20 protein-coding genes are annotated in these 23,936 nt (G+C 51.1%); 17 read left to right on the forward strand and 3 right to left on the reverse strand.

Annotation, left to right across the window (positions count from 1 at the left end; all coding sequences use genetic code 11):
- The first annotated feature begins 19 nt into the window (after window positions 1–19).
- The 5 genes from CWO84_RS23405 (at window position 20) to CWO84_RS23425 (ending at window position 5,876) form a co-directional block, all read left to right on the forward strand.
- Window positions 20–802 (forward strand): formylglycine-generating enzyme family protein, encoded by a 783-nt coding sequence (locus CWO84_RS23405; protein ID WP_205800458.1) that lies wholly within the window; start codon window positions 20–22, stop codon window positions 800–802.
- A 125-nt stretch (window positions 803–927) separates the two neighbouring features.
- The gene (locus tag CWO84_RS23410; RefSeq protein WP_101055556.1) at window positions 928–2,124 is read left to right on the forward strand and encodes a 1-acyl-sn-glycerol-3-phosphate acyltransferase; all 1,197 of its coding nucleotides are present in this window, start codon (window positions 928–930) and stop codon (window positions 2,122–2,124) included.
- Window positions 2,117–2,986 (forward strand): phosphatase PAP2 family protein, encoded by an 870-nt coding sequence (locus tag CWO84_RS23415; RefSeq protein ID WP_101055559.1) that lies wholly within the window; start codon window positions 2,117–2,119, stop codon window positions 2,984–2,986. The genes CWO84_RS23410 and CWO84_RS23415 overlap by 8 nt, the downstream gene beginning before the upstream one ends.
- Window positions 2,970–5,477 carry a PEP/pyruvate-binding domain-containing protein gene (locus CWO84_RS23420; protein ID WP_101055562.1) on the forward strand — a complete coding sequence of 836 codons (2,508 nt, stop codon included), beginning with the start codon at window positions 2,970–2,972 and terminating at the stop codon, window positions 5,475–5,477. Before CWO84_RS23415 ends, CWO84_RS23420 begins: the two co-directional genes overlap by 17 nt.
- Window positions 5,478–5,588: 111 nt before the next feature.
- Window positions 5,589–5,876 carry a hypothetical protein gene (locus CWO84_RS23425; RefSeq protein ID WP_133120725.1) on the forward strand — a complete coding sequence of 96 codons (288 nt, stop codon included), beginning with the start codon at window positions 5,589–5,591 and terminating at the stop codon, window positions 5,874–5,876.
- Between the two features lie 54 nt (window positions 5,877–5,930).
- Here CWO84_RS23425 and CWO84_RS23430 read toward each other — a convergent pair whose 3' ends face one another.
- On the reverse strand, window positions 5,931–6,407 hold the full coding sequence (locus CWO84_RS23430) for a hypothetical protein (RefSeq protein ID WP_101055566.1): 477 nt from the start codon (window positions 6,405–6,407) through the stop codon (window positions 5,931–5,933).
- Window positions 6,408–6,579: 172 nt separating this feature from the next.
- Between CWO84_RS23430 and CWO84_RS24235 the strand changes: the two genes are divergently transcribed.
- Together CWO84_RS24235 and CWO84_RS23435 are read left to right on the forward strand one after the other, a co-directional pair.
- Entirely contained in the window at window positions 6,580–6,765 is a 186-nt protein-coding gene (locus CWO84_RS24235; protein ID WP_133120726.1) for a hypothetical protein, read from the forward strand.
- Window positions 6,755–7,120, forward strand: coding sequence for a hypothetical protein (locus CWO84_RS23435; protein WP_101055568.1), 366 nt, complete (start codon window positions 6,755–6,757; stop codon window positions 7,118–7,120). The genes CWO84_RS24235 and CWO84_RS23435 overlap by 11 nt, the downstream gene beginning before the upstream one ends.
- Window positions 7,121–7,191: 71 nt before the next feature.
- Here the strand turns inward: CWO84_RS23435 and CWO84_RS25275 are convergent, their stop codons facing one another.
- Window positions 7,192–7,530, reverse strand: coding sequence for a transposase (locus CWO84_RS25275; protein ID WP_346426977.1), 339 nt, complete (start codon window positions 7,528–7,530; stop codon window positions 7,192–7,194).
- Window positions 7,531–8,268: 738 nt separating this feature from the next.
- Here CWO84_RS25275 and CWO84_RS23445 point away from each other — a divergent pair.
- The 7 genes from CWO84_RS23445 (at window position 8,269) to CWO84_RS23475 (ending at window position 18,340) form a co-directional block, all read left to right on the forward strand.
- The gene (locus CWO84_RS23445; RefSeq protein WP_101055570.1) at window positions 8,269–8,613 is read left to right on the forward strand and encodes a nucleotidyltransferase domain-containing protein; all 345 of its coding nucleotides are present in this window, start codon (window positions 8,269–8,271) and stop codon (window positions 8,611–8,613) included.
- A 246-nt stretch (window positions 8,614–8,859) separates the two neighbouring features.
- On the forward strand, window positions 8,860–12,753 hold the full coding sequence (hrpA, locus tag CWO84_RS23450; RefSeq protein ID WP_033158042.1) for an ATP-dependent RNA helicase HrpA: 3,894 nt from the start codon (window positions 8,860–8,862) through the stop codon (window positions 12,751–12,753).
- Between the two features lie 42 nt (window positions 12,754–12,795).
- On the forward strand, window positions 12,796–13,503 hold the full coding sequence (locus CWO84_RS23455) for a rhomboid family intramembrane serine protease (RefSeq protein ID WP_033158041.1): 708 nt from the start codon (window positions 12,796–12,798) through the stop codon (window positions 13,501–13,503).
- Window positions 13,504–13,658: 155 nt separating this feature from the next.
- Window positions 13,659–13,982, forward strand: a complete 324-nt coding sequence (locus tag CWO84_RS23460) for a hypothetical protein (protein ID WP_033158040.1) — start codon at window positions 13,659–13,661, stop codon at window positions 13,980–13,982.
- Between the two features lie 1,010 nt (window positions 13,983–14,992).
- On the forward strand, window positions 14,993–15,970 hold the full coding sequence (cysK, locus tag CWO84_RS23465; RefSeq protein WP_101055571.1) for a cysteine synthase A: 978 nt from the start codon (window positions 14,993–14,995) through the stop codon (window positions 15,968–15,970).
- 350 nt (window positions 15,971–16,320) lie between these two features.
- On the forward strand, window positions 16,321–16,989 hold the full coding sequence (locus CWO84_RS23470) for a hypothetical protein (protein WP_101055572.1): 669 nt from the start codon (window positions 16,321–16,323) through the stop codon (window positions 16,987–16,989).
- A gap of 118 nt (window positions 16,990–17,107) precedes the next feature.
- A complete protein-coding gene (locus CWO84_RS23475) occupies window positions 17,108–18,340 on the forward strand; it encodes a hypothetical protein (protein ID WP_101055573.1) in 1,233 nt (410 codons plus the stop codon).
- Here CWO84_RS23475 and CWO84_RS23480 read toward each other — a convergent pair.
- On the reverse strand, window positions 18,337–18,762 hold the full coding sequence (locus CWO84_RS23480) for a hypothetical protein (RefSeq protein ID WP_133120727.1): 426 nt from the start codon (window positions 18,760–18,762) through the stop codon (window positions 18,337–18,339). The genes CWO84_RS23475 and CWO84_RS23480 overlap by 4 nt on opposite strands.
- A gap of 514 nt (window positions 18,763–19,276) precedes the next feature.
- Here CWO84_RS23480 and CWO84_RS23485 point away from each other — a divergent pair.
- The 3 genes from CWO84_RS23485 to CWO84_RS23495 all read left to right on the forward strand — a co-directional run bounded on the left by CWO84_RS23485 (window position 19,277) and on the right by CWO84_RS23495 (window position 23,936).
- Entirely contained in the window at window positions 19,277–20,533 is a 1,257-nt protein-coding gene (locus CWO84_RS23485; protein WP_101055576.1) for a glycosyltransferase, read from the forward strand.
- A 63-nt stretch (window positions 20,534–20,596) separates the two neighbouring features.
- Window positions 20,597–21,952 (forward strand): glycosyltransferase family 4 protein, encoded by a 1,356-nt coding sequence (locus tag CWO84_RS23490; protein ID WP_165786421.1) that lies wholly within the window; start codon window positions 20,597–20,599, stop codon window positions 21,950–21,952.
- Window positions 21,927–23,936, forward strand: a complete 2,010-nt coding sequence (locus CWO84_RS23495) for an alginate lyase family protein (RefSeq protein ID WP_101055580.1) — start codon at window positions 21,927–21,929, stop codon at window positions 23,934–23,936. Before CWO84_RS23490 ends, CWO84_RS23495 begins: the two co-directional genes overlap by 26 nt.

A 23,936-nucleotide genomic window follows, 5' to 3' on the forward strand; every position in this document is an offset into this window, starting at 1 on the left:
CAATCACTTGTCGCCCCCGATGTTTCCCCTGGCTTGGGCCAGCGAATGGGGCGAGGATGGTTATGGCTTATGGCAGACTTTAATATTCAACAATGTCAGGCAAGTGTTTCGCTGGATCGAGCCCGGGACATTTTTGATGGGTTCCCCGGAGACTGAAACAGGACGCTACGACTACGAATCTCGGCGGCGGGTGGACTTCGAATCCGGTTTTTGGCTGGCCGACACCGCTGTGACTCAAGCGCTGTGGCTGCAAGTTCATCCGGATGATAATCCCAGCCGCCATCAGGAACACCCCGACTTTCCCGTACATCGGGTGAGTTGGGACGATGCCCAAGCTTTTATTGCGCAGTTAAACCAGGCTATCCCCGGTTTTCAAGGCCGGCTACCTAGCGAAGCGGAATGGGAATACGCCTGTCGTAGCGGTAGTGATACGCCGTTCAATTTTGGTGAAACGATTGATTCGCAGCAAGCGAATTTCAACGGCGACTACCCCTACGCAAACGCGCCGAAGTGTGAATTTCGCGGTAAACCCGTGCCGGTAAAGAGTTTGCCGGCGAATGCCTGGGGGCTTTACGAGATGCATGGCAATGTTTGGGAGTGGTGTCAGGATGCTTGGCGAGAGGGTTTCAGTGCTGGAAGCTCAGTTGATATGCCATTGTCTTGGGACTCTCCAAATGAAAGAATCGCCCGCGGCGGCTCCTGGGATGCCGATGCGACCTTCGCCCGTTCCGCCTACCGATACCACTTCGATAAATCCCAACGCAGCGAGTTCTTTGGATTTCGTTTGCTGGTTGATGGCTAGCTTCAATTTTAAAAGTTCTGACAAATACCGCTTACCGCAATGCGTCAGCTAAGCAACATGCCTTAACTGGATTCTCCAGCTATATTTCGTGCTACGAATATTGCCTGACAAGGAAGGGCGTTAGTATGACGAATCTAAATATTGCGGGTTTGCTCCACTACGGCATATGGCGCTGTATTGGCTATCTGGCATTCAGTCGAATAAGAGTCATCGGCAAAGAGCGGCTAATGTTAGGCGGCCCTGTCGTGTTTGTAGCCACTCACCGCAATGGCGCACTCGATGCCGCACCGTATTCGCTTGCCGTTCCTTTGGCCATGCCGATGGTATCGGCGCAGCTGCAGCGTTTACCGTTGGGCAGATTTTTGTTCCGTGGTATCGCGGTAGCCCGTGCCAAGGATAAGGCTCGCGGCATTAAGGCCGATAACGGCAAGGCCTTGGCAGAATGTATAGAGTTACTGAAGGAGGGTGGACAACTGTTCATCATGCCGGAGGGCACCAGTTCGCTCGGTTGCCGACATTTACCGTTTAATCGTGGTGCCGCGCGTATCGTAGCCCAAGCCATGGCTGCTGGAGTCAGGCCCATTATCCAACCCTTGGCTGTTCACTACGAAGACCCTACTCGCTGGCAAAGCCGTGTTGAGGTTTTGATAGGTGAACCCATAATTCCGCAAAATGCCGACGAGATAGCGATACACCAGTCGATTGTTGATGGCCTGGAGGCTGTTGGGGTTAATTTTGTCGATACCGAAGCTCAGCAAACGGCAGAAAAATTGGCTTATGCCCGCATTTTAGGTACCGATCTTTCTTACGCTGAACACTTAAAAAAACTCGAGGGCCAGATAGCGCCTGCTTTATCCGAGTCGCTACGGGCGTTGGAGGCAGTGGCCAAGGATAAAGGTCTTTTTCTTCATCAAGGCCTACCTTTAATGCCGCTCCGCTTGTGGCAGCGGGATTTAGTCAAGTGGTTACTGCTGGCGCCTGTCATCGCTTGTTTCAGCGTATTGAATTTCCCGGTGCTGGCTGCCGGGCATATCGCTAGTCAGCTTCTGCCGGACGAGCCGAATGTTATTGCCTTTTGGCGCATGGTCGTCGGTGTGCCGGTAGGATTATTTTGGTTCGTGACCGTCTGCGTGGGTTTGTTTTTATGTGCCGGACCAAGTTGGTGTGTTCTTTACGGCGCGATCAGCATTGTTGGAGTATTGGCTTGGTACCGATTCCGTAAATTGACGGTAGCACTCGGTAACGCGGTTTTTCATCCTGAGGTGAGGGCGGTATTGGTAACAGCCTATCGGAATTTGGCGGAGCGCAAAGCGCATGAATAAACTTCTCGACCCGCCCTTACGCTATTTCAGTATCTATCTGGGCGCTGTTTCAGCCATGGAAATCGCGCATCTGACGGTTTGGAGTCTATTGTTTTGTCCGATGTTGGCCGGCATGGCCGGATTGGCACGCAGATATTCCAGACAACGCAGTTGGGGGCTATTGGCGGCCATTTGCGTCAGCTTGGCCGTGGGTATGAATGTGTCATATCAAGCCATGGCCGGGGCTATCCCCGCTGTCCGGAGCGTACGCTTCGATGCCCAGCTATTGGCATTGGATCGGCTATTGATAGGGGAAACGCCGTCGGTATGGTTGGAACGATGGATTAGCCCACCGCTCACCGAACTAATGAGCGCTTGCTACTTGTTATTGATGCCATTATTGCTGGTCAGCCTGCTGCGTTATTTTTTCCGGCGCCGGGAATTGCTCGGGGAATTTTACACCGGCCTATTCGCGGTTTACGGCTTGGGTTTTCTCGGTTATCTGCTGGTGCCGGCTGCCGGGCCTTGGCTGGCCTATCCGGAGTTGTTCAACGTCAAATTGAGCGGCGGCGCGGTCACGGCATTTAATCAAGCCATGGTTGAACAAGGCAGTAATAAAGTCGATGTCTGGCCGAGTCTACACGTGGCTGTGACGCTTTATATACTGGGATTTGCGGCACGGCATCATCGCCTTGAGTTCTGGATTTTGTTGTTGCCGATATTGGGTTTATGGATCGCTACTTTTTATTTGCGTTATCACTATTTTGTCGATGTCCTCAGCGGCTTGGCGTTGGCCGGTTTTGGTTTGTACGAAGCTCGCCGTCATGCCGCTCACCCTGCCATTAACCCCAGCAAGAAGGATACCTATGCCAACCCTGTTTGAGTTTCATCATCCGTCTGCTCTCGACTCTGCCATATCCGGCGGTAAAGGTGCCAACCTTGCCCGCTTGACTCAGGGAGGGTTTGCGGTACCACCAGGCTTTGTGTTGCCGCCGGAGGGTTATTACTCGTTCATTGAGCAATACGATGCATTGCCGGATTTGCTTCGGAATTTGCCTATAGACGAACCCCTGGCCTTGGAACAGGCGTGCACACGTATATGCGAGCAGCTGATCCAGCTACCGGTGCCAGAAAGCTTGAAGCAGGCAATTGCGGAGATGTTGGCTGAGTTTCCGGGCGACACGGCATTCTCCGTGCGTAGCTCCGCCACTGCCGAGGACTTGGGCGGCGCCGCATTCGCCGGGCAGCACGAAACGTATCTGAATTGCATCGGCATCGACGACATTGTATCGCGCATCAGGGATTGCTGGGTGTCGCTGTGGAGTGCCCGCGCCATAGCTTACCGCTTGCAGGCCGGCATCGGCTTGTCTAACACCGCGATGGCGGTGGTGGTGCAAAAAATGGCCTTCAATCGGGTCGCCGGCGTGGGGTTTTGCATCAATCCGGTTACCGGCGATCCTGCGCAGCAATCGGTGGATGCCAATTTTGGCTTGGGTGAATCGGTGGTGGGCGGTGAGCATCAAGTTGATCATTGGTTGCTGGATAAGTCGTCCGGGCGAGTATTGGATGCGGTTTTAGCCCATAAATCCTCATGCATCGTCGCCGACCGCACCGGTACGCGCAGCGAGAACTTGTCAGATGATCAAGCTAATTTACCTTGTCTCAGTGAACCTGAATTGGCTGAGTTATCCGATTTGATGCGCCGCGTCGAAAAGTTTTACGGTTATCCGCAGGATATAGAGTGGGGTTTTGAGGGTGAACAGTTATGGCTGTTGCAAGCACGGCCGATTACCCGTATCCCGCCGCGCTGGACCCGTGACGAATCCGCCGAGCGGTTTCCCTCGGTGATTACGCCGCTGGCTTGGGACTTGGTGGCGGAGGGTTTTCACCAATCGCTGTCGCATTCTTTCGAATTGATGGGCTTGCCGCCGTTTCACGGCAAGTGGTTCGCCTTGTTCGATAATTATGTATACGGCAATCAGAATGCCGTCGAAGTTTATGCCGAAGGCACCGCAAATTCATTGAACGTGCGTTCGGTTGCCGAACTGCTGTCTGCTTTACCGACACTGCGCAAACGCTATGCCTGGGTGCAGGAATTACCGATGGCGTGGTCGCGCGATTTGGATCGCTATTTACTCGGCCTCGGCGAATTAATGGCCGAGCCGCTGACAGGACGCTCGATTCCCGAGTTGTGGGATTTTGTACTGCGTGTGAAGCAGCTGGGTGCGGAGTATTTTCTGCCTAATATTGCCATTTCCATTACTCAGCGCACCCTTTACAAATTGGTCTACAGCATCGTTGGGGCGGCGGTTGGCGAAGCGGATGCGCCGACGACCTTTGATAGCTTGCTGGCGTACTGCGAAACCAAAACGGGTTTCGTCAATAGGGAGCTTTTCCGGTTGGCACGGCGGATAGCCGAATGCCCCAAACTCGTGCAAGCGTTGCGCGCCCAAACTGGCCAGCAATTTCTGGCTTCCGGCGGATTCATGCAGGAAGCAGATATTGCAGCCGCTTTCCAGCGTTTTTTACAGGATCATGGGCATCGGGAAGTAGAGTTCGATCCCTATCATCCGACCTGGTTGGAAGCGCCGTGGCTGGTGATTGAAAATCTGAAAATGATGTTGGACTCGACCCTGGAAGATCCTGCCGAAAAAGAACGTATTCTGAAAATCCGGATGTTGGAAACCGAGCGGCAATTGATCGGCGGGTTGCCGGAGGATTTGCGGTTTCCTGTTCAGGAGCTATTGCGCTTGGCGCGGGTTTATACCGCATTGGACGACATAGAACATTACCAGACTACACGGCTGACATTGCCGTTCCGTAAGGGTTTAAGGGCCTTGGGTGTGGCCTTGCAGGCGAGGGGCATTATTACGGAAGCGATGGATGTGTTCTTTGCCAGAGCCGAACAGCTCTCGGAAACAATCCGCGTTAACGACGCCGAGTCGTGGCATTGTTTGGCGGATAGCATAGTCCGGGAAAAACAGGCTTATCAAAACCATAGGCAGCATTCACCGGAATGGGAATTGGGTAAGTCACAAGCCTGTTCCGCTGAAGACGGGGATTTTGTTGGTTTGCCCGGTAGTCCCGGCGTTGCCAGCGGCGCGGTATTTAAGGTGTTGTCGCAGGACGATTTCGCCGATTTTCCGGCCAACGCGGTACTGGTTGCTCGTACCACCAATCCCGCCTGGACGCCTTTATTTTATAAGGCGGCGGCTGTGATCACTGAAAGCGGCGGACCCTTGTCGCATGGTGCAGTGACTGCGCGAGAGGTGGGGTTACCCGCAGTAATGAGCGTCCGAGGTGTGCTGGATGCGTTGACGAACGGCGACAAAGTGACAGTCGATGGTACTGCGGGCCGAGTAAGACTGGATTGAAGCAAGTCTTCGTAAGCAGGTCGGTCGGTCCACTTTGCAAAAATTCGGGATACCCCCGGTTTTTGCCATACCCACAAGATTCAGAGCTTTGCGCGCAAGCCAATTAGAGTGGTGAGCAAGGCTTTTCCGGATTCGCGCAAGATTGATTACCTTGCGGGCAAGGCTTTTTTTCTTGCGCGCAAACCATTGAAGCTAGCGCACGAACCAAATAAGGTGGCGATTTGGCCTCAAGGCCTTGCGCTTAAGCCATTTCGGCTTGCGTTTATTGCAAATCGCCTTGCCCGCGAAGCAATTTACCTTGCGGGCAAGGCTTTGAAAGTCGCGAGTGGCTCTAATAAGCTTGCGGCTTTAGCGGAAAGGCTTGCGCGCTATGCTTTCAGCTATTCCGCCAAGGGATAAAGCTTAGGCGGTAAGCCGGAAAGCCTTGCCGGGCAGTCATTATGCTTATCTTGCTTAGCCGGTAGGTTGGGTGGCCTGGGTTTTGGCCTTGGCGCCGCGATTAAACCGAACAGACATCGCCTGCCGCAGCGTTTCCAAGCCTGCGCCTTTGCCGGCGATTTTCAAGGAGGCATAAGCATCCAGGCTAAAACTATAAATATCACTGCCCAGGGCCATGTCGGTATCTTCGCCTCTGCTCAATAAATCGCGCAGGCGGTGCAGGCGAGGGCGGAGTTTATCGAGCGTCACCAGATCGGCTTGCGCTTCGACCATATCGAGGCCGGGCGGGATGGCTTGGGTGTTTTGGGTGGCCACCGTCAGCGTCTGGCGGCAGAAGGCTTCGGTTTTATCACCCATCTTCAGGATGGTGCGGCGCTCTTCCGGTGTTAAGACCAGGAAGCCGGCGAAGCGTTCTTCCAATATCTTTAACGCAGCGTCTATGTCGGTCAGATCATTATCGGATAGGCTTAAAGAAATCAGATGTTGACTCATGTTTATCTCCTTTTGGCGTTTGTGATACTGCGGAGGATGGGGTGTGGTCCGCAGAAGAAAAGCGTAGGCCATTCTTGGGGGCGCGCGTGATTTTGTTTGCTAGAATCTGGGCTGGTTTTGGTTGATTCTCTGTTGGATTCTGGTTTCCAAGCTCTGGCTTGGAAACTCAATCTTGGAAGCTATTGCTTCCCGGCAAATAAAGAAAGCTAGAGCTTTCGAGCCTCAGTTACCAAGCTGGAGCTTGGTAACCAGTGGGAAACGTTCTATCTATCACAATGGCGGATTACTTTTAAAAACAACTAAAAAGGGATTATTGAACATGATGAAATACAAAGGCTTATCAAGTAATGAAGGTTAATATTATTATATTGGGTTTAACCGCCATGGCCATTAGTGGGTTACTCGTGGCATCTAAACTTCAGCTTGAAGAGTCAATTGTCAGTGCGCGATACGAGATGCTTGCTTGTGAAGGCTGCTATCATTTGACCGTCGAGAAAAGCAAAGGAGGCGAGCTAGATGGCGAGACGATTATTCCTGTGTCGAGTACGGTAAATATCGCGCAGTTAATCGATAGCATTGCCATAACAAAAGAACCGCTATGTTTTCGTGGCAAACTATATCGATTCAACTGGAATTTGTTCGGTATTGATCCTGATGGAAAGCGATTTGAAGTGATCGAAAAACTAAACCCAATAATTTGCGCTGGCTTTTAGTATTTAGGGCCGTAGGGCGGATAAGCAAAGCGTCATCCGCCGATAATGCGTCAATTATCCGGTTCGCCCACTTAGAATGATGCCAAATCTAACCGCGCCCAATTTAATGGATAAATATCCATCTTGACCAATCGGTGAAAACTTGAATACGGCCAATCTTTAACCGCTGTCGCCCAACCATGCTTGACCGGATTATGATGAATATAATCCATATGTGCCGCATAGTCGGCATCATCGATAATGGTATGCTCCCAAAAACGACGTTGCCATATGCCACGCTCGTGGCGTTTTATTCTGATTGCAGAGCGATATTCGGTTTTTGGTATCGCTTTCGAAAAGGCTTTTTTTATCGCCCGCCATCGGTTGGAATATTGATCATCACCGGCCGGTAATGTCCAGATTGCATGCATGTGATCAGGCAAAACCACCCAAGCATCGATATACCCATAGGGCACAAGTAAAATGGCTGCTTTTCCCGTACCACTCGTACCGCTTCCCGTAACGCTACAACATGGTCGATCAACAGCATCGATTTCCGTTCGAGCAGGTTGACGGTGAAAAAATAGGTGCCACCAGGAATGCGATTGCGTCGATAGTTTGGCATGAAAAGAGTTTAACCCATTTGGCGGATGACGCTACGCTTATCCGCCCTACAGCCACCTTGAAATTGTGAACAAACTGTCGGGATCCATGGGCTAATGTAAAGGCTAAATTAGTCGCTCACCAGAAATCGGGGGCTGTCCGCAACGGGTCGATTGCGACAATTTGCTACTTCCAAAAGCCGTGATTCGCTTATGGCGTAATCTTATCGGAATCGGTGGCTGGTAGAAGGAAATACGCGATTTATTGGGTTTAATCTCGGTAGGTTAAGGCGAAGATTGGATTTTTCTAAGCCCTCACAGTGCGACTTCCGATCAAGACCACGTTCACTCCGATAAAAATCCAATCAAACTTTGAATACCGGATGTTGGCCAAAGAATAGGCGCGTAGCGGAGCTGCGCTAGGCCCGTGATCCAGCTAGTTGATTTTTCGGATTCGTGGCCGCGAGTATATGTTAGGGGAGTAGCTGAGATTAAGCGAAAATTCCGATTCGCAATGAGTCGGCTAATAGTAAGATACGGCTTGGTTTTATAGATCTACCGTTACCTATGCCTCCACGTCCAATCGACCCTAACACCCTAGCGGCTGCGCGGCTTTTCTCTGATCGTACGGCTGGCCAGTTCCGTTTAGTCGGAGCGTTGCTGTTCGGCAGTCGGGCGCGTGGTGATTATCAGCCGCAAAGCGACACCGACGTGGCGGTGTTGTTATCCGGTGCGCCCGGTCCATTCCTGGAAACCAAGCTAGCTTTGGCGGACATTGCCTACGATGTATTGCTGGAAACCGGGGTGTTGATCCAGCCCCTGCCTATCTGGCAATCCAAATGGGATTGCCCGGAAAGCTCCGCGCATCCGCGCTTATTGGAAAATGTTAAACGCGACGGTGTGCCGTTATGAATGCCTGCGAATTGTTGATTCTGGTTTCCAAGCTCTCGTATGGAACCTAAATATTGGAAGCTATTGCTTCCTGGCTAATAAGAAAGCTGGAGCTTTCGAGCCTCGGTTACCAAGCTGGAGCTTGGTAACCAGTGGAATATGTGGCAAAACTTTACAGCCCGGAGCCAAGTTAATTCTCCCAAGTCAAATGTAAACCCGCCCCGTCTGCCCTTATAATGCAGGGCTTTTATCAGATTCTCCGTCCTCATGTCTGTTGCTGACACCCTGAAACAACTCGCCAAAAATCTCCAAAACTGCATGGGCACTGACCGCCACGGCTTGAAGCGCCAGCTCGACCGCTTACGCAGCGAGGCGAGTAAAGGAAAGGATGTGACCGGACAAGTGCAGCAAGTGGCGGATAAGATCGAGCGTTCGGTCGGGCGGTGCAATCAGCGCCGGGCTTCGGTGCCGGTGATTAATTACCCGGATTTGCCGGTCAGCGGCAAGAAGGACGAGATTGCCGAGCTGATTAAAAGCCACCAGGTCACCATCGTCTGCGGCGAGACCGGTTCCGGCAAGACCACGCAGTTGCCGAAGATATGTCTGGAAATCGGCCGTGGCTTAACCGGTTTGATCGGCCACACCCAGCCGCGCCGAATTGCTGCGCGCACCGTCGCCGACCGCATTGCCGAGGAACTGGGCCAGCCCATCGGTCAGGCGGTGGGTTACAAGGTGCGCTTCCATGACCAAACGCATCCCAATTCTCTGGTTAAACTGATGACCGACGGCATCCTGCTGGCCGAGTCGCAGAACGATCCTTACTTAAATCAATACGACACCATCATCATCGACGAGGCGCACGAGCGCAGCCTGAATATCGATTTTTTACTGGGTTATCTTCGCTGGTTGTTGCCAAAACGTCCCGATTTAAAAGTGGTGATTACCTCTGCGACCATCGACCCGGAGCGGTTTGCCAAGCATTTTAACGATGCGCCTATTGTCAACGTTTCCGGTCGTACCTATCCGGTGGATGTGCGTTACCGGCCCATCGAACTGATCGAGGAAGACGACGAAACTTCCGCCGATTTGCAGCAAGCCATTCTGGATGCGGTGGACGAGTTGTATCGGGATATGCGCGGCGATATTCTGATCTTTTTAAGTGGCGAGCACGAAATTCGCGAGACCACCGAGTCCTTGCGCAAGTCGCACAATAATACCCGCTACGAGGTGTTGCCGCTGTATTCCAAACTCAGCGTTTCCGAGCAGGAGCGGGTGTTCAAACCCAGCGGCAACAAGCCGCGCATCGTACTGGCCACCAACGTGGCGGAAACGTCCTTGACCGTGCCGGGTATCCGCTGCGTGATCGATTCGGGTCATGCCCGTATCAGTCGTTACAGTCACAAAAGTAAAATCCAACGCTTGCCTATCGAGCGTATCTCCCAAGCCAGCGCCAACCAAAGGGCAGGGCGCTGCGGGCGGGTGGCTGAGGGTATTTGCATCCGGCTGTATTCGAAAGAGGATTATCTGGCGCGGCCGGAATTTACCGAACCGGAAATCTTGCGCACCAATCTGTCGTCGGTGATTTTGCAGATGGCGGCCTTGAAGTTGGGCGACATCGAGGAGTTTCCGTTCGTCGAGCCGCCTGATGAAAAAATGGTGCGCGACGGCAAGACTTCGTTGTTCGAAGTCGATGCGCTGGATAAGCAGGGCAATCTCACGGAAACCGGCCGGCAGTTGGCGAAGATTCCGACCGACCCCAAACTGGCGCGCATGCTGCTGGCGGCCGCGCAATTGGGTTCGCTGCACGAGGTCGCGATCATCGTATCGGCTTTGAGCATTCAAGACCCACGCGACAAGCCGGCCGATAAGCTACCGCAGGCAGAAGCCAAACATGCCCAGTTCAAGGCCGAAGATTCGGACTTTTTGAGTTTGCTGAATCTGTGGAATGCCTTTGAAGAACAGAAAAAGCATTTGACCAACAGCAAGCTCCGCAAATACTGCCAGGACAATTTTTTGTCCTACATTCGTATGCGCGAATGGCACGATATTCATACTCAAATTATGCAGGTGGCGCGCGGCGATTTGGGTTTGAAAACTAGCGGCAATCCGGCTAATTACGAGCAAATCCACATGGCGCTGCTGCCGGGTTTGCTGTCCAACATCGGTTTCCGCCACGAACAATACGAATACTTGGGTGCGCGTGGCCTGAAGTTTTTCATTTTCCCTGGTTCCGGCCAGCACAAAGCGCGGCCGAAGTGGATCATGGCCGCCGAGCAAGTGGAGACCAGTAAGGTCTATGCCCGCACTGTGGCCAAGATCGAGCCGGAATGGATAGAAGCTGCCGCGCAGCACTTGGTTAAACGGAATTACTACGACCCGCATTGGGAAAAAAACGCCGGCCGCAGCGGGGTTTACGAGCGCACTCTATTGTACGGTTTGACCTTGCAGGCCAAGCGCAAAGTGCCCTACGAAAATGTCGATCCTAAAGCCGCGCGGGAGATGTTTATTCGCCACGCGCTGGTGAATCATGATTATCACAGCAATGCGCCGTTCTTTAAGGCCAACGAGGCCTTGCTGGAAGAGGTGGGTTACATCCAGCACAAGGGCCGTCGCGTCGATTTGGTGGAAGACGAGGAATGGCTGTATCAGTTTTACGATAAAAAGCTGCCGGCCGAGGTGGTCAGCGGCATTACCCTCGATCAATGGCGCAAGAAAGTTGAGCGCGATAATCCGAAGATTTTGTTTCTGACCAAGGAGGATTTGACCCGCCACGACGACGGCAAGATCAACGATTGGGACTTTCCGGATAGCAAGAAGGTTGGTGATTTAACTATCGAATTGCATTACCGCTTTGAACCCGGCCATGACGAAGATGGGGTTACAGCCATCGTGCCGGTGCATCAGCTCAATCAAATCCGCCAAGCACCCTTCGATTGGTTGGTGCCTGGGATGCTGGAAGAAAAAGTCACGGCGTTGATCAAATCGCTACCTAAGCATCTGCGTAAACATTTCGTACCTGTACCGAATACCGCCAAGGCTTGCCTGGAGATCGAGCCGGATTTTAAAGGCTCGTTGTTCGAGTGGTTGAGCGGGCGCTTGCGCAAGTTGACCGGCGAGTCGATACCCTTGAATGAATGGCAGCCGGATGTCTTGCCGGATCATTTGAAGATGAATTTCCGCATCGTTGACGATCATGGCCGGGCCTTGGGTTATGGCCGTAACCTGGCCAAGCTGCAAGCCGACTATGCCACCAAGGCTGGCGACAGTTTCGACAAGCTGGCGCAAGAGGAGATGAACCATACCGGCTGCATTGCCTGGGCCTTCGACGACTTGCCGGAGACCTGGCAGTTCATGCAAAAAGGCCAGACTTTTATCGGCTTTCCGGCTATTGTCGATGAAGGCGAAACGGTGGGGGTGAAGATCCTAGATACCCAGCACAAGGCCGATCTGGCGCATTTCGACGGTTTAACCAAATTGTTTCAATTGCAATGCCGCAAGGACGCGCAGTATTTGTTAAAAAACAGTGGGGTCCAGGCTACTTTGCAATTGGCCTATAACCAACTGCCCAAGCATCCGTTGTTGACAGAACGGCCGGGCGGCGATTTTAAGGAGGATCTACTATTCTTGATCTTTAACAGTGTGTTTGTTGCTGATAGTGCGATCCGCAGTCAACAGCAGTTCGAAGCAGCGTTGGCGGCCAAAAAGGCTACGCTGGTCACGGTTGGGAATCAGGTGGGCAAGCATGTCACGGAAATCATGGCAAACTATCAAACGGTAAGACAGCGATTGAAGCAGCCTGGCATCAGCCCAAATTTGCGGGAAGACTTGGAAAAACAACTGAGTTTGCTGCTGTTTAGTGGTTTCTTACGATATACGCCGTTGGCGCAGATACAAGCGATGCCGCGTTATTTAAAAGCCATTGAGTGTCGTCTGGATAAGCAAAAGCCCGATTCGGCGGACATCCAAGGTCTGCACAGGCTATCGCAACGCTTTTGGCAGCATGTCGAAAAGCAAATGAAGACTTTGGTGCCGATGCCGGAACGCGAAGCCTTCCGCTGGAGTTTGGAGGAATTGCGTGTGTCCTTGTTTGCGCAGCAACTGAAAACGGCTTATCCGGTTTCGGTGCAGCGTCTGGAAAAGACTTGGAACGAAAAGTTTTAATCAGCCTCTGATTTTTGTGCCCACTACAGAAGGAAGCCCAAGATGATACCCATTCGAGATTCGATACCTTGTAACATCAAGCCTTATGTGACCTGGGGCATCATGGCTATTTGCATAGCAGTGTACGTAGCGATGCTGTTTATGCCGGACGAAATGGGGCAGCACTTTGTTTACATGTACGGGATGGTGCCGATTCGCTATTCCAATCCGGATTGGGCTTATAGTTTTGGTTTGCCGCCGGATCATTATCTGTCGTTTTTTACCAATATGTTCCTGCACGGCGGTTTCCTGCACCTGTTGATGAACATGGTGTTTTTATGGATATTCGCCGACAACATCGAAGACTTGATGGGACATAAACGCTTTGCGGCGTTTTATGTGTTGTGCGGACTGTTGGCAACCTATGCGCAGTGGTATTTTTATCCCAAGATGGCGGTGCCGGTGGTGGGTGCATCCGGCGCCATCGCCGGCGTGTTGGGGGCGTATTTTTTTCGCTTCCCGCAAGCTACCGTAGTGATACTGGTTCCCATCCTGTTTTATCCGCTGTTTTTCCATGTGCCGGCGATAGCCTTTCTTGGATTCTGGGTGATTATCCAAATCGGCGATGTATTCACCGCAGCGGTTTTAGATAATGTCGCAGTAGATTCGGCCTGGTGGGCGCATCTGGGTGGTTTCGTTGCCGGCGCTTTGCTGCATCCGTTTTTTATCGAAAAGAAACCCGCGGCATATCAATTCCAGTCAGATGAATAGGCGTCCAAGCCACGGTTAGTCGGCAAAAAAGCAAGAAACAGTAGGGCTTTTATTTTATAATGCCGCCAGTTGGCTAACCGGCTGAAATGGCAACGAAAAACAAGTTCGTTGCCTGTGTTTGCAAAAGATTCTTCATTCATTCGAGACAAATTAACATGAAAAACCTTAATGTCGCATTGGTAAGACTGCTGCAGTTTGTGGTGTTCGCGCTGTTCACATTCATCGTATTGTTGTACTTCGGTACTTTGATTTTGTTGCCGCTGGATATAGTGGTGTTGATTACCAAAATGCTACATATGGTAGGTATCGGTACCTTGTTCGGTGCGATTGTTGCCGTGCCGGTAGTGGCTTACATGGGCAAAATCGTTTACAGCACACCGGGCTTGATTCAAATGATCGTCGAGAATGGCATCGATTTAGCCAATACCGGCAAGCAACGGGTTGAAGCGTTCAACAAAATTGCTGAAGCGGTTAAATAAACTGCTCCACGCAATCGTAAAAAGGGGCTTACGAGCCCCTTTTTTGTGCCTGTCGGTTTGCCGAACATTGATTATTTTCCGAAATGGTTGCGCGGTCCGGCGGCTTGAATAATGGTATTTGGCCCGGTAAATTCCCTGGTAGCCGGCCAGATCCCCGGCGTTTATCAGCTGTCGGAATTTTTTACAGCAGCTTTTTTGCAAGCAAACAAACTGGTTCAGTTGATTTTTTCGATTTCACTCTATTAGCTGCTCAAATTCTGCAAATTGGCGTATTAAGCGGCTGTTGTATCGGTAAAGCGGATGGTTAGCGTCAATGGCTAAGTCGAGAAAATTTACACCTGACGGTTCGACTTTTGCTGGGTTTGGTCTGCGGCTATTAAAAGTCTTTTAAGTACATAAGCTTGTGTTCTGTGTGTATGTTTTTTGCTTAACTTTTAACGTAAAAAATTTGTTAAATAATCCTGTAAGTATGCGTAAAGCAAGGGGAAGATTATGGACGCAAAGAAATTAGATACATCAACTAAAAGCAGAAATGACGAGCACTGCGACCACCCGTCCTTAGCCAAAGAATATGTCTCCGGCGTACCCACCGGAAACTTCGTTTGTGCACAATGCGGTCGTCATCTGACTTCAATTATCAGAACATCCAAAAAGTAAATTCTGCCGATTTCGCGCATGCCTTCACCGGTGTGCGCATTTAGGATCATTCTTCCAACCTTCAATTACTTTCCGGTAACGCTAGGCTTTGGCTGGCGGAGCTTTCTTGCGGCTTGAATTTACTGTCTTTGATTGATGGCCGGCTATCCCAGGGATGCACGATGCGCCTGGCTGCAGGTTGCAAAAATCTTCAAACAGGCGCAATCTTGGAGCTGTGGTACTACGGCTATTCAGGGCGTGTGCAGCACGTTTTTCTGATTTAGCGGTATGAGCTTAATTCAACCCCACAAACAGCCAGTGCAGGTCAATGCGCACTGGCTTTTTTTGGACTATCCATTTTGAAGGAAAATGTTATGGCATATTGGTATCCCGACAATTCGCAGTCTATCGGCAAAACACCGCTGGTCAGGCTTAACCGCATTACCGACGGCGCTCAAGTCACACTATTGGCTAAAGTGGAAGGGCGTAACCCAGGATATTCGGTGAAATGCCGCATCGGCGCGGCAATGATCAACGATGCGCAACAGCGCGGCCTGCTGGGACCCGGCAAAGAGTTAATCGAGCCAACCAGCGGCAATACCGGCATCGCACTGGCCTTTGTCGCCGCCGCCCGCGGCATTCCGTTGACTTTAACGATGCCGGATACCATGAGTATCGAGCGCCGCAAATTGCTGGTGGCTTACGGTGCCAAGCTAGTGCTGACCGAGGGCGCCAAAGGCATGAAAGGCGCCATCGCCAAGGCCGAAGAGATTGTCGCTTCCGATCCGGAACGCTACGTACTGTTGCAGCAGTTCAAGAACCCCGCCAACCCGCAAATTCACGAACAAACCACCGGGCCGGAAATTTGGCACGATAGCGACGGTGCGGTCGATATTTTAGTGGCCGGCGTCGGCACCGGCGGCACCATTACCGGCGTATCGCGCTATATCAAGCTCACGCAAAGCAAACCCATCGTTTCTATTGCCGTGGAGCCGGAAGCCAGCCCGATATTGAGTCAACACCGTAGCGGTCAAGATTTGCAACCGGGTCCGCATAAAATTCAGGGCATAGGGGCCGGATTTGTGCCCGATGTATTGGATTTATCCATGATCGATGCCGTCGAACAAGTCAGTAATGATGAAGCGATTGAATATGCGCGGCGTTTGGCGCGGGAAGAAGGCTTGTTATCCGGAATTTCCTGCGGCGCGGCGGTCGCGGCGGCAGTGCGGGTGGCAAAACGGCCGGAAAATGTCGGCAAGACCATAGTGGTGGTACTGCCGGACTCCGGCGAGCGCTATTTGAGCTCTGCTTTATTCGAAGGCTTGTTCGATGCGCAAGGCGTGGCGGTTTGAGTCGCCGCTGAAGTTAAGGGGCAGTGGCTAAGGTTTTTGTAAAAGCTTGGCAAACTGGCTGCTGTCCCCTTTGTATTTCCGCTATATACATTATCAGGTCCAAACATCATCTTGGCCGGTAGCTGAAAATATTTCTGTCTTGCGCAAGTTGCGGCTGAATAACCAACAGGGAAGTCTGGTGTTCAGGGCAAAGCGGGAGGATTGAGATTGTTGACTTACCGCTATCGACCCGTTGCAGCCTGTCGTTTAGCTTGATTCAATGGTTGCAATTTGATCAATTCCGGTCGTTGTTATTTATCATCGATGATAAACGGAAAGATTCCCGATTATTAGCCAGGAGAGTGTAAGAAATGGATATTGATAAAAAATTCTACGGAGAGATAAAAAATCTAAATGTTAATGAATTTCTTGTAAGTTGTGACTACTCATACTGGGATGATGAATTCAAAGATAACGAACAAGTAAATGGCAGGTTAAATCTTGTAAAAGAAAAATTAGGCATCAAATTTGGCCGCCAAGAAATAATAGAGTTTTATAAAACCGACGTTGATTTGGAAACAAAGTTTTTAGCTGCAATGATTTGGGGGCATGAAGCTCCAGAAAATAGTAGAAGGGACACAAGAGGTCCGTTTAAAGTTAGAGAAATGTTTGCAAGTGATACTTTTTCAAGCACGTTACGCGACGTAAGAAGTGAAACTTATAATGATATTTCAAAAAGTTACTCGAAAATCAAGAAGAATATTAACTGGTGTGGCCCAAGCTTTCTCACAAAACATTTGTATTTCCTCGGTAAGTCGGAAAACACAGATACTTACCCGCTAATACTTGATAATCGCGTATCTGTAGGTTTAGTTAAAATTAATCTATCAAATGTTGGCTGCTTGAAATTTGTAACAATCCAAGCAGAATCTAAAGTAAAGGCTTATATCGATTTCTTAAAATTCGCAAAAGCACAATCTACTCTTATTGGTTGCGAGTTGGATCAAATCGAATATTTTCTGTTTAAATACGCAGAATGATGTGCATACCAAGGTAAATTTACTCGGACCGTAAAAACCGCAACGTGCTTTTTACATCTGTTTTTTTTTGCAGGGTTAGCTTTTTTGGTGCATCAATAACGGAGATTTATTTAGTTCTATGAATGAAGCAATAAAACCCGCAATCAAAAGATTGTTTGATGCTCAAGCCCATTGGCACAATGCAAACAAACAGTATTTTGATCCAAATGCATTTCGCATGCTGATAAATTCGTGCATTCAAGAATTACGTAATGTCACGTTTGTGCTTCAAAGTAATAAACGAGGAATAGAAGGTTTTGATGAATGGTATGAGCCTTGGCAAGATCGAATGCGATCCAACAAGTCACTAAGGTGGTTGGTCTCAGCAAGGAATTACATTGTTAAGCAAGGTGATTTAGAACTAAAAAGTATGCTTCGCATTGAAGTTATTGGCTCATATTTAGCGGGTGAAGTAAAAATTTTTGAGCAAGATTATGAGGTGAACATATCAAGTAAGGAAATTTTTCAAAAAACAATAGATTCCGGAATGCCAAAAGAAGTTTTAGAAAACTCTTATGTGAAGCTACAACGAAAATGGATTGACTCAAATTATCCAGATTATGAGCTTCTTGAATTACTAGGTATATGCTGGATAGCCGTAGCTGAATTATTGTTTGATGCACCTGGTGCTACCGATGATGAAATTAACCGGATAAACGAAACAAGGATTCCACCTTGTATGTATCAAGGTTCAGAGACTCGCTCTATTTGGATGAAAGTTCAGGACGATGATCTTGTACCAACTCAAATGCACCAAGAATCAATTACTATAACAAAAACAGATGCTGAGAATTCTAAGGAGCGGTATGGTGACTCTCCATTTTTAAATAAAAAAATTAATCCAACCAATTTTAAAGAATTATGTGAGTTGTTCTTAGAGCAAGCGATGTTCGTGTTAAAGAAAGATGGATATCATGTTCACTTAGTTGTCATATTTGTTGACTCTAAAATTGTTGCAATTAAAGAGCTACGGAATGAGGACCAAACAGACAAGTATCGTACATTAAGACTTGTTGCTTCGGAAATGGAAAAGATCGGTGCAAACCAATTCTTGATGGTTTCAGAGGCTTGGACAGCACCATTTGATCCAAATTATCCACATAGACATGCTGCTGACTGCCCTGATAGACAAGAGGCTTTAAACCTAATTGGTGTCAACAAGTCAGGTGAGGGATATTTTTTTATGGTCCCATTTTCAAGGGGTGTTGAGGGAATAACTTATGGAGAGGTATCAGTAAATGGCATTGAAGGATTAAATATAATACAGCCAATTATTTCAATTTGGGAGAAGAGCAATCAGAATAAAAGCTAATAAAACACTGCTACGGAAAATTTGCTCGCTGGCTCTCCCCAAAATCCGCAGAATGCAGCATTATGACCGAGCAATTTCAGGGCTAAACAGTCATTCAAAAAAAGTTTTGATCGACCGGTAATGGCCGATTGAAGCCAGATGCTTGGAAGTGCCAACCAACCCCAAATGCAAATGGCTGTTATCTCTAATCCTGAGTCAAAGCAATCAATCGTTTGACTCCCGGCAAGCCTCCAATCACCAGCGCTCCCGGTAATCATATCGGGGCATCGGCCGCGGCGGATAGCCGTAATAGTCCAGCGGCGGCCGCGCGAAATAACGCGGAGGCGGGGGCGGGTAATAGCCCAATCTTGCCGGGCCATGCATCCTAAAATATGGCCGGTAAGCATGCCCGTGATGGTGATGATGCCGCCTATGGTGGCCATGTCCCCAATCATCTCCATGCGCCAAAGCGGTTCCGGACCATAACACGCCGATTAACAATATCGTTGTAAGCCTGAACATATATCCTCCTTTGTGGGATTGTTTCAGTCGCAGCGGATTGTTCGCCTTTTTGCTTAAAAACCTCTTAATTCCGCTGCGCTGTTTGAACGCAGAGTAGATCGAATGCCGACTCGCACATCGCCCAAACCATTGGAGCCACATTCCCGAAGCGCTTCAAAATCCCGGATTCCGTCCTTCTCAATTTATTTCCACCGTGTTTAAAACATGCTGCGCAATAACCAGGTTCATGCATCTTTGGTCAGGCCGGGTAACATCGCCAGATTAAAGTTTGATGAAAATGCCGATTTGAATGAACCTTGCTGGTTTACCCAGGAATAAACGCTGCACGTAACCACGGTTTTGTCTGGTTACCGAAATTGAACCGGGCGTCAGATTATCCTCACTGGAAAGTACTTGCGCCCGCATAGTGACGATGCAGCAAAAGGAATCCGGGCCATGACGCTTAGCAAACAATCCAAAAGAATCATTGTGTATTCCCACGATACCTTCGGTCTGGGCAATATCCGGCGGATGTTGGCTATTTCTAAATCATTGGTGGATGCCGACCCGAATGTCTCGGTGCTGATTTTGTCCGGTTCGCCGATGTTGCACGCCTTCCGGATTCCGGACCGGATCGATTACATCAAATTGCCGTGTCTGTCGCGTAGCGTGAAAGGCGATTATTCGGTGAAGTTTCTGGACATGGAATACGCGCAACTGCTCAAACTGCGCAGCAACATCATCCGCTGCGCAGTGCTGGATTTCGACCCCGATTTGATTTTGGTCGATAAAAAGCCCTACGGCGTCAGCGACGAATTGGGCGCGGCTCTCAATCTGATGCAACGCCGCGGGCACCGTGCCAAGCTAGTTTTGCTGTTGCGTGACATCCTCGACAGTCCGGAAAGCACGATACCGGTCTGGAAAAAAAACGGCTATCACGACGCCATTCAATCCCATTACGACAAGGTGCTGGTGGTCGGTTCGCCTGAGATTTACGACATGCGCAAGGAATACGAATTTCCCGACGCCAGCCACGAAAAAGTCGATTTCTGCGGCTACATCGCCCGCGAACGCAGCGACAAACGCGCCGGCGATATTCGGCAGCAAATCGGCTGTACCCAGGAACGACTGGTGCTGGTGACCGCAGGTGGCGGTGAAGACGGCTACCAATTGCTGCACAATTATCTGGAAGGCTTGAATCGGCAAGATCTGGGCGACAACACCATGACCCTGATGATTTGCGGCCCGGAAATGTCGGAAAGCCGCCGCCACCAGCTCGAAGTTTTGGCTCGTGGTTGCCGTAACGTGGTGATTCAGGAGTTTAACACCGACATGATGGCCTGCATGGAAGCCGCCGATTTGGTGGTCAGCATGGGCGGTTACAACACCACCTGCGAACTTTTGACCCTGCGTAAACGGGCGATTTTGGTGCCGCGCGTCAAACCTTCACAGGAACAGTGTATACGCGCGGAACGCCTGGCCCTGCAAGGTTTGGTGCGCGCCATTCACCCCAACAATCTGACGCCCAAATTGCTGATGGATACCGTCCGCGAGGAATTGCGCCGCACCAACGTCCACCACAGCCGGATGTATCAAATCGACATGGGCGGCTTGCCGCGCATCAGCCAGTCGATCAGCGACCTGCTTTACGACTGCCCGGCAAACCTGCCGGCAACGATCAGGGCTTCGACTCGCAGCGCCAGCGCCGACTAACTCAATTTGCCGAATACATCACTCGGCGCGAGCAACGCCGAACGGCCCCTTATGGATTACACCATGCAAAACCACGACAACCAGGCGCAAGTCGCCTACATCCTCAAAGGCTTTCCGCGCACCTCGGAAACCTTTATCACCAATGAAATCCATTTATTGGAAACCTTTGGCCTCAAACTGTCGATCTTTTCGATCAAGCAACTCGAGGGCCAAAAGCACCATGCCGTGGTTGACCAAATCAAAGCGCCGGTAACTTATCTGCCGCAAGCCGACGATTTGACCGGGCGCAGCTTTTGGGTCTGGCTGAAGGAAAACCTGCCGAAATTTACGGCCAGCCACGGCCGGCTGTTCCGGAAGCGGCCAATCGCCTATCTCAGCGCTTTGCTGGAGTGTTTCAGCATGTCGATCAAGTACCGCGAAAGCTGGCTGGATTGGCCTCGCACCGTTTTCATCAAGGAATTTCTGCAAGCCGGCACTATCGCCGAAGCGGTATTGCAGAATCCGGCCATTCGTCATTTGCATGCGCATTTCTGCCACGGCGCCACGACGGTGGCGATGTTCGCTAGCCGGATCAGCGGCCTGCCGTTCAGCTTTACCGCCCACGCCAAGGATATTTACCTAAAGGAATTGAATCCCGGCGATTTGCTGCAAATCAAAATGCGCCGCGCTAAATTTGCCGTGACCTGCACCGGCGCCAATCAGCAACATCTGGACGCCTGCAAAGGCAGCGATATTGCCGTGCACCGGATTTATCACGGCCTGGACACCGATTTGTTTGTGCCGGAGCCGCGCGAGCAATCCGTCGCTGATTCTGTTCCAACCATTCTGTCAGTTGGGCGGCTGGTCGAGAAAAAAGGCTTCGATTATCTGGTCAAAGCCTGCGCGATGCTGCGCGACCGTGGCGTTAAATTTAACTGCCGCATCGTCGGAGGGGCCGATAAATACGCGCAGGTGATCAAACAACTGATCGCCGATCTGGATTTACAAGATCTGGTCAGCCTGCCCGGCGCGGTCACGCAAGAAGAATTGCGTGGCATTTATCAGCAAGGCAGCGTGTTTGCCCTGCCTTGTCTGGTGGTGGACAACGGCGACCGCGATGGCATTCCCAACGTCTTGGTCGAAGCCATGGCGATGGAAATGCCGGTCATCTCCACCGACATTTCCGGCATCCCGGAACTGATTCAAGACCAAGTCAACGGCCTGCTGGTGCCGGAGAAAAATGCCGCAGCCATGGCCGATGCCATCGAACGCTTGTTAAAAGATCAGGCTCTGCGCCAGCGCCTGGGCCAAGCCGCGCGGCAAACCGTCTGCCGGGATTTCAACTCCCGCCACACCACGGTAGCCTTGAAAAACCTGTTCGACGCCTGCCTGGCCGGTGAAATGGTGGAAGCGCATGTCTACTGTGCTGAACATTCTTAATACCGACCCGCGTCTGCAGGCGCTGGCGGCGCCGTATTGCGATATGACGCCGGTTGACTTGCTGACTTATTTCCATAGCCGCCGGCATGTCAGCTATTTTTCGGTGATCGACGAAGAGCAAAATACCCCGGAAAAACTGGACGGCATATTGCGCAATCGCTTTGATTTCAACCACGAGCCTTATCAGCTTGCTGATGATTTCGATTGGCTGAGCAACCCCAGCGCCGATGTCGAATGGCAGATTCTTTTGCACAAGTTTTATTATGCAGTCGGATTGGGCCGGCGCTTTGCAGAGACCGGCGATAGGCGCTACCGCGATAAATGGCAAGCGCTAACCCGCCGTTGGATAGCTAGCGTACCCATCGATTTTCTCTCCAGCGATGTGACCGGCCGCCGCGTGCAAAACTGGATTTTTGCCTACCGTTATTTCGTCTCGGCGGCCACCCAACCGGCCATTGATGCGCAATTTCATCTGGATTTTCTGGCCTCGCTGCAACAACAAGTGGCTTATCTGTGCGACAACCTGACCCCGGCCCGCAATCACCGCACCCTGGAGCTTTACGCGATTTTTCTGGCGGCGGTGGTGTTTCCGGAATTGCGCGGTGCCGATGAATGGTTGAAATTTTCGATTGCCGAATTGCAGCGCAACCTGCAAACCGACTTGCTCGCCGACGGTGTGCATTGCGAGTTATCGACCGATTACCACCACATTGTCCTGCGCAACTTTCTGGGGATTAAGCAGTTGGCGATGCTGAACGACATCGCGCTGCCGGCCGACATGGACGCAGCCATCAAAAAATCCCTGAACTTTTGCCTGCATGCGCATAAACCCGACGGTTTTATCCCGGCCATCAGCGACGGTGACAGCGCCAATTTTCTGGACTTGCTGCGCCAAGGCCATGCACTGTATCAAGATCAGGCGATGCTGTATGTCGCCATGGCCGGCCAACAAGGTCAAGCGCCAGCGGAGCCTTCGAAAACCTTTACCGCCAGCGGCTACAGCATCTTGCGCAGCGGCTGGGGCGATCAAGGCGAAGCGTATCAGGACGAACGCTATTTGTTTTTCGATTGCGCGCCACTGGGGGCCGGCAACCACGGCCATCTGGATTTACTGAATATCGAAATGGCCGCTTACGGTCGCTCGTTGATTGTCGATCCGGGCCGTTATACCTACGACGAATCCGGCGACACCAACTGGCGGGTAGTGTTTCGCGGCACGGGCTACCACAACACCGTGCAGGTGGACGGCAAAAATCAGACGCTTTATGCGCCGCACATTCGCAAATACAAGATTCAAGGCCCGGAACCGGCGCGCGAATTTAAATGCGCGCTGCACCGGCCGGGATTTGACTATCTGCACGGCATCGCCGCCAGCCATGAATATCCGGTGATTCACGAGCGCAAAATCCTGTTCATCGCCGGCGAATACTGGCTGATCTGTGATTTGCTGCGCGCGAAGCAAAACCACGACTACGAACTGCGGTTTCATCTGGATGCGCTAGCTCTGCAACGTACGACCACCCGAGTCGATGCCGCCGGCTTGCGCGTCGATTCGCCGAATCTGCTCATGCTGCAACCCACGCAACCGGATACCCAACTAACGCTGGAGCAGGGTTTTGTCTCGCCCAGCTACGGTGTCAAATACCCTGCTCCGGTCGTCAAGTTTGCCGCGCATGCCGCCGACTATTGCTTTCTGACCATGCTGTTTCCTTATCAATCGACGCCTCCTCGGCTGACGCTTGCACAGCTGCCGGTCAGCCAACACGGTCAATCGGTGGGCAATACCATAGCCAGTGCCCTGCGGATTCACAGCCAACAGGCGCACGGGGACTATCTCGACACGCTATTCCTGGCGCATCGCGAGGGCGGCAGCTACGCGCTTGCCGATCTATACACCGATAGCGCGTTCGTATTCCGCCGTCAGGATAGTCAGGGCCGGGTGATGGCATGGCATACCGAATCGGCTGCGGCGGTAAGGGAATAA

It is taken from the genome of Methylomonas sp. Kb3 (assembly GCF_002834115.1).
Taxonomy (GTDB): Bacteria; Pseudomonadota; Gammaproteobacteria; order Methylococcales; family Methylomonadaceae; genus Methylomonas; species Methylomonas defluvii.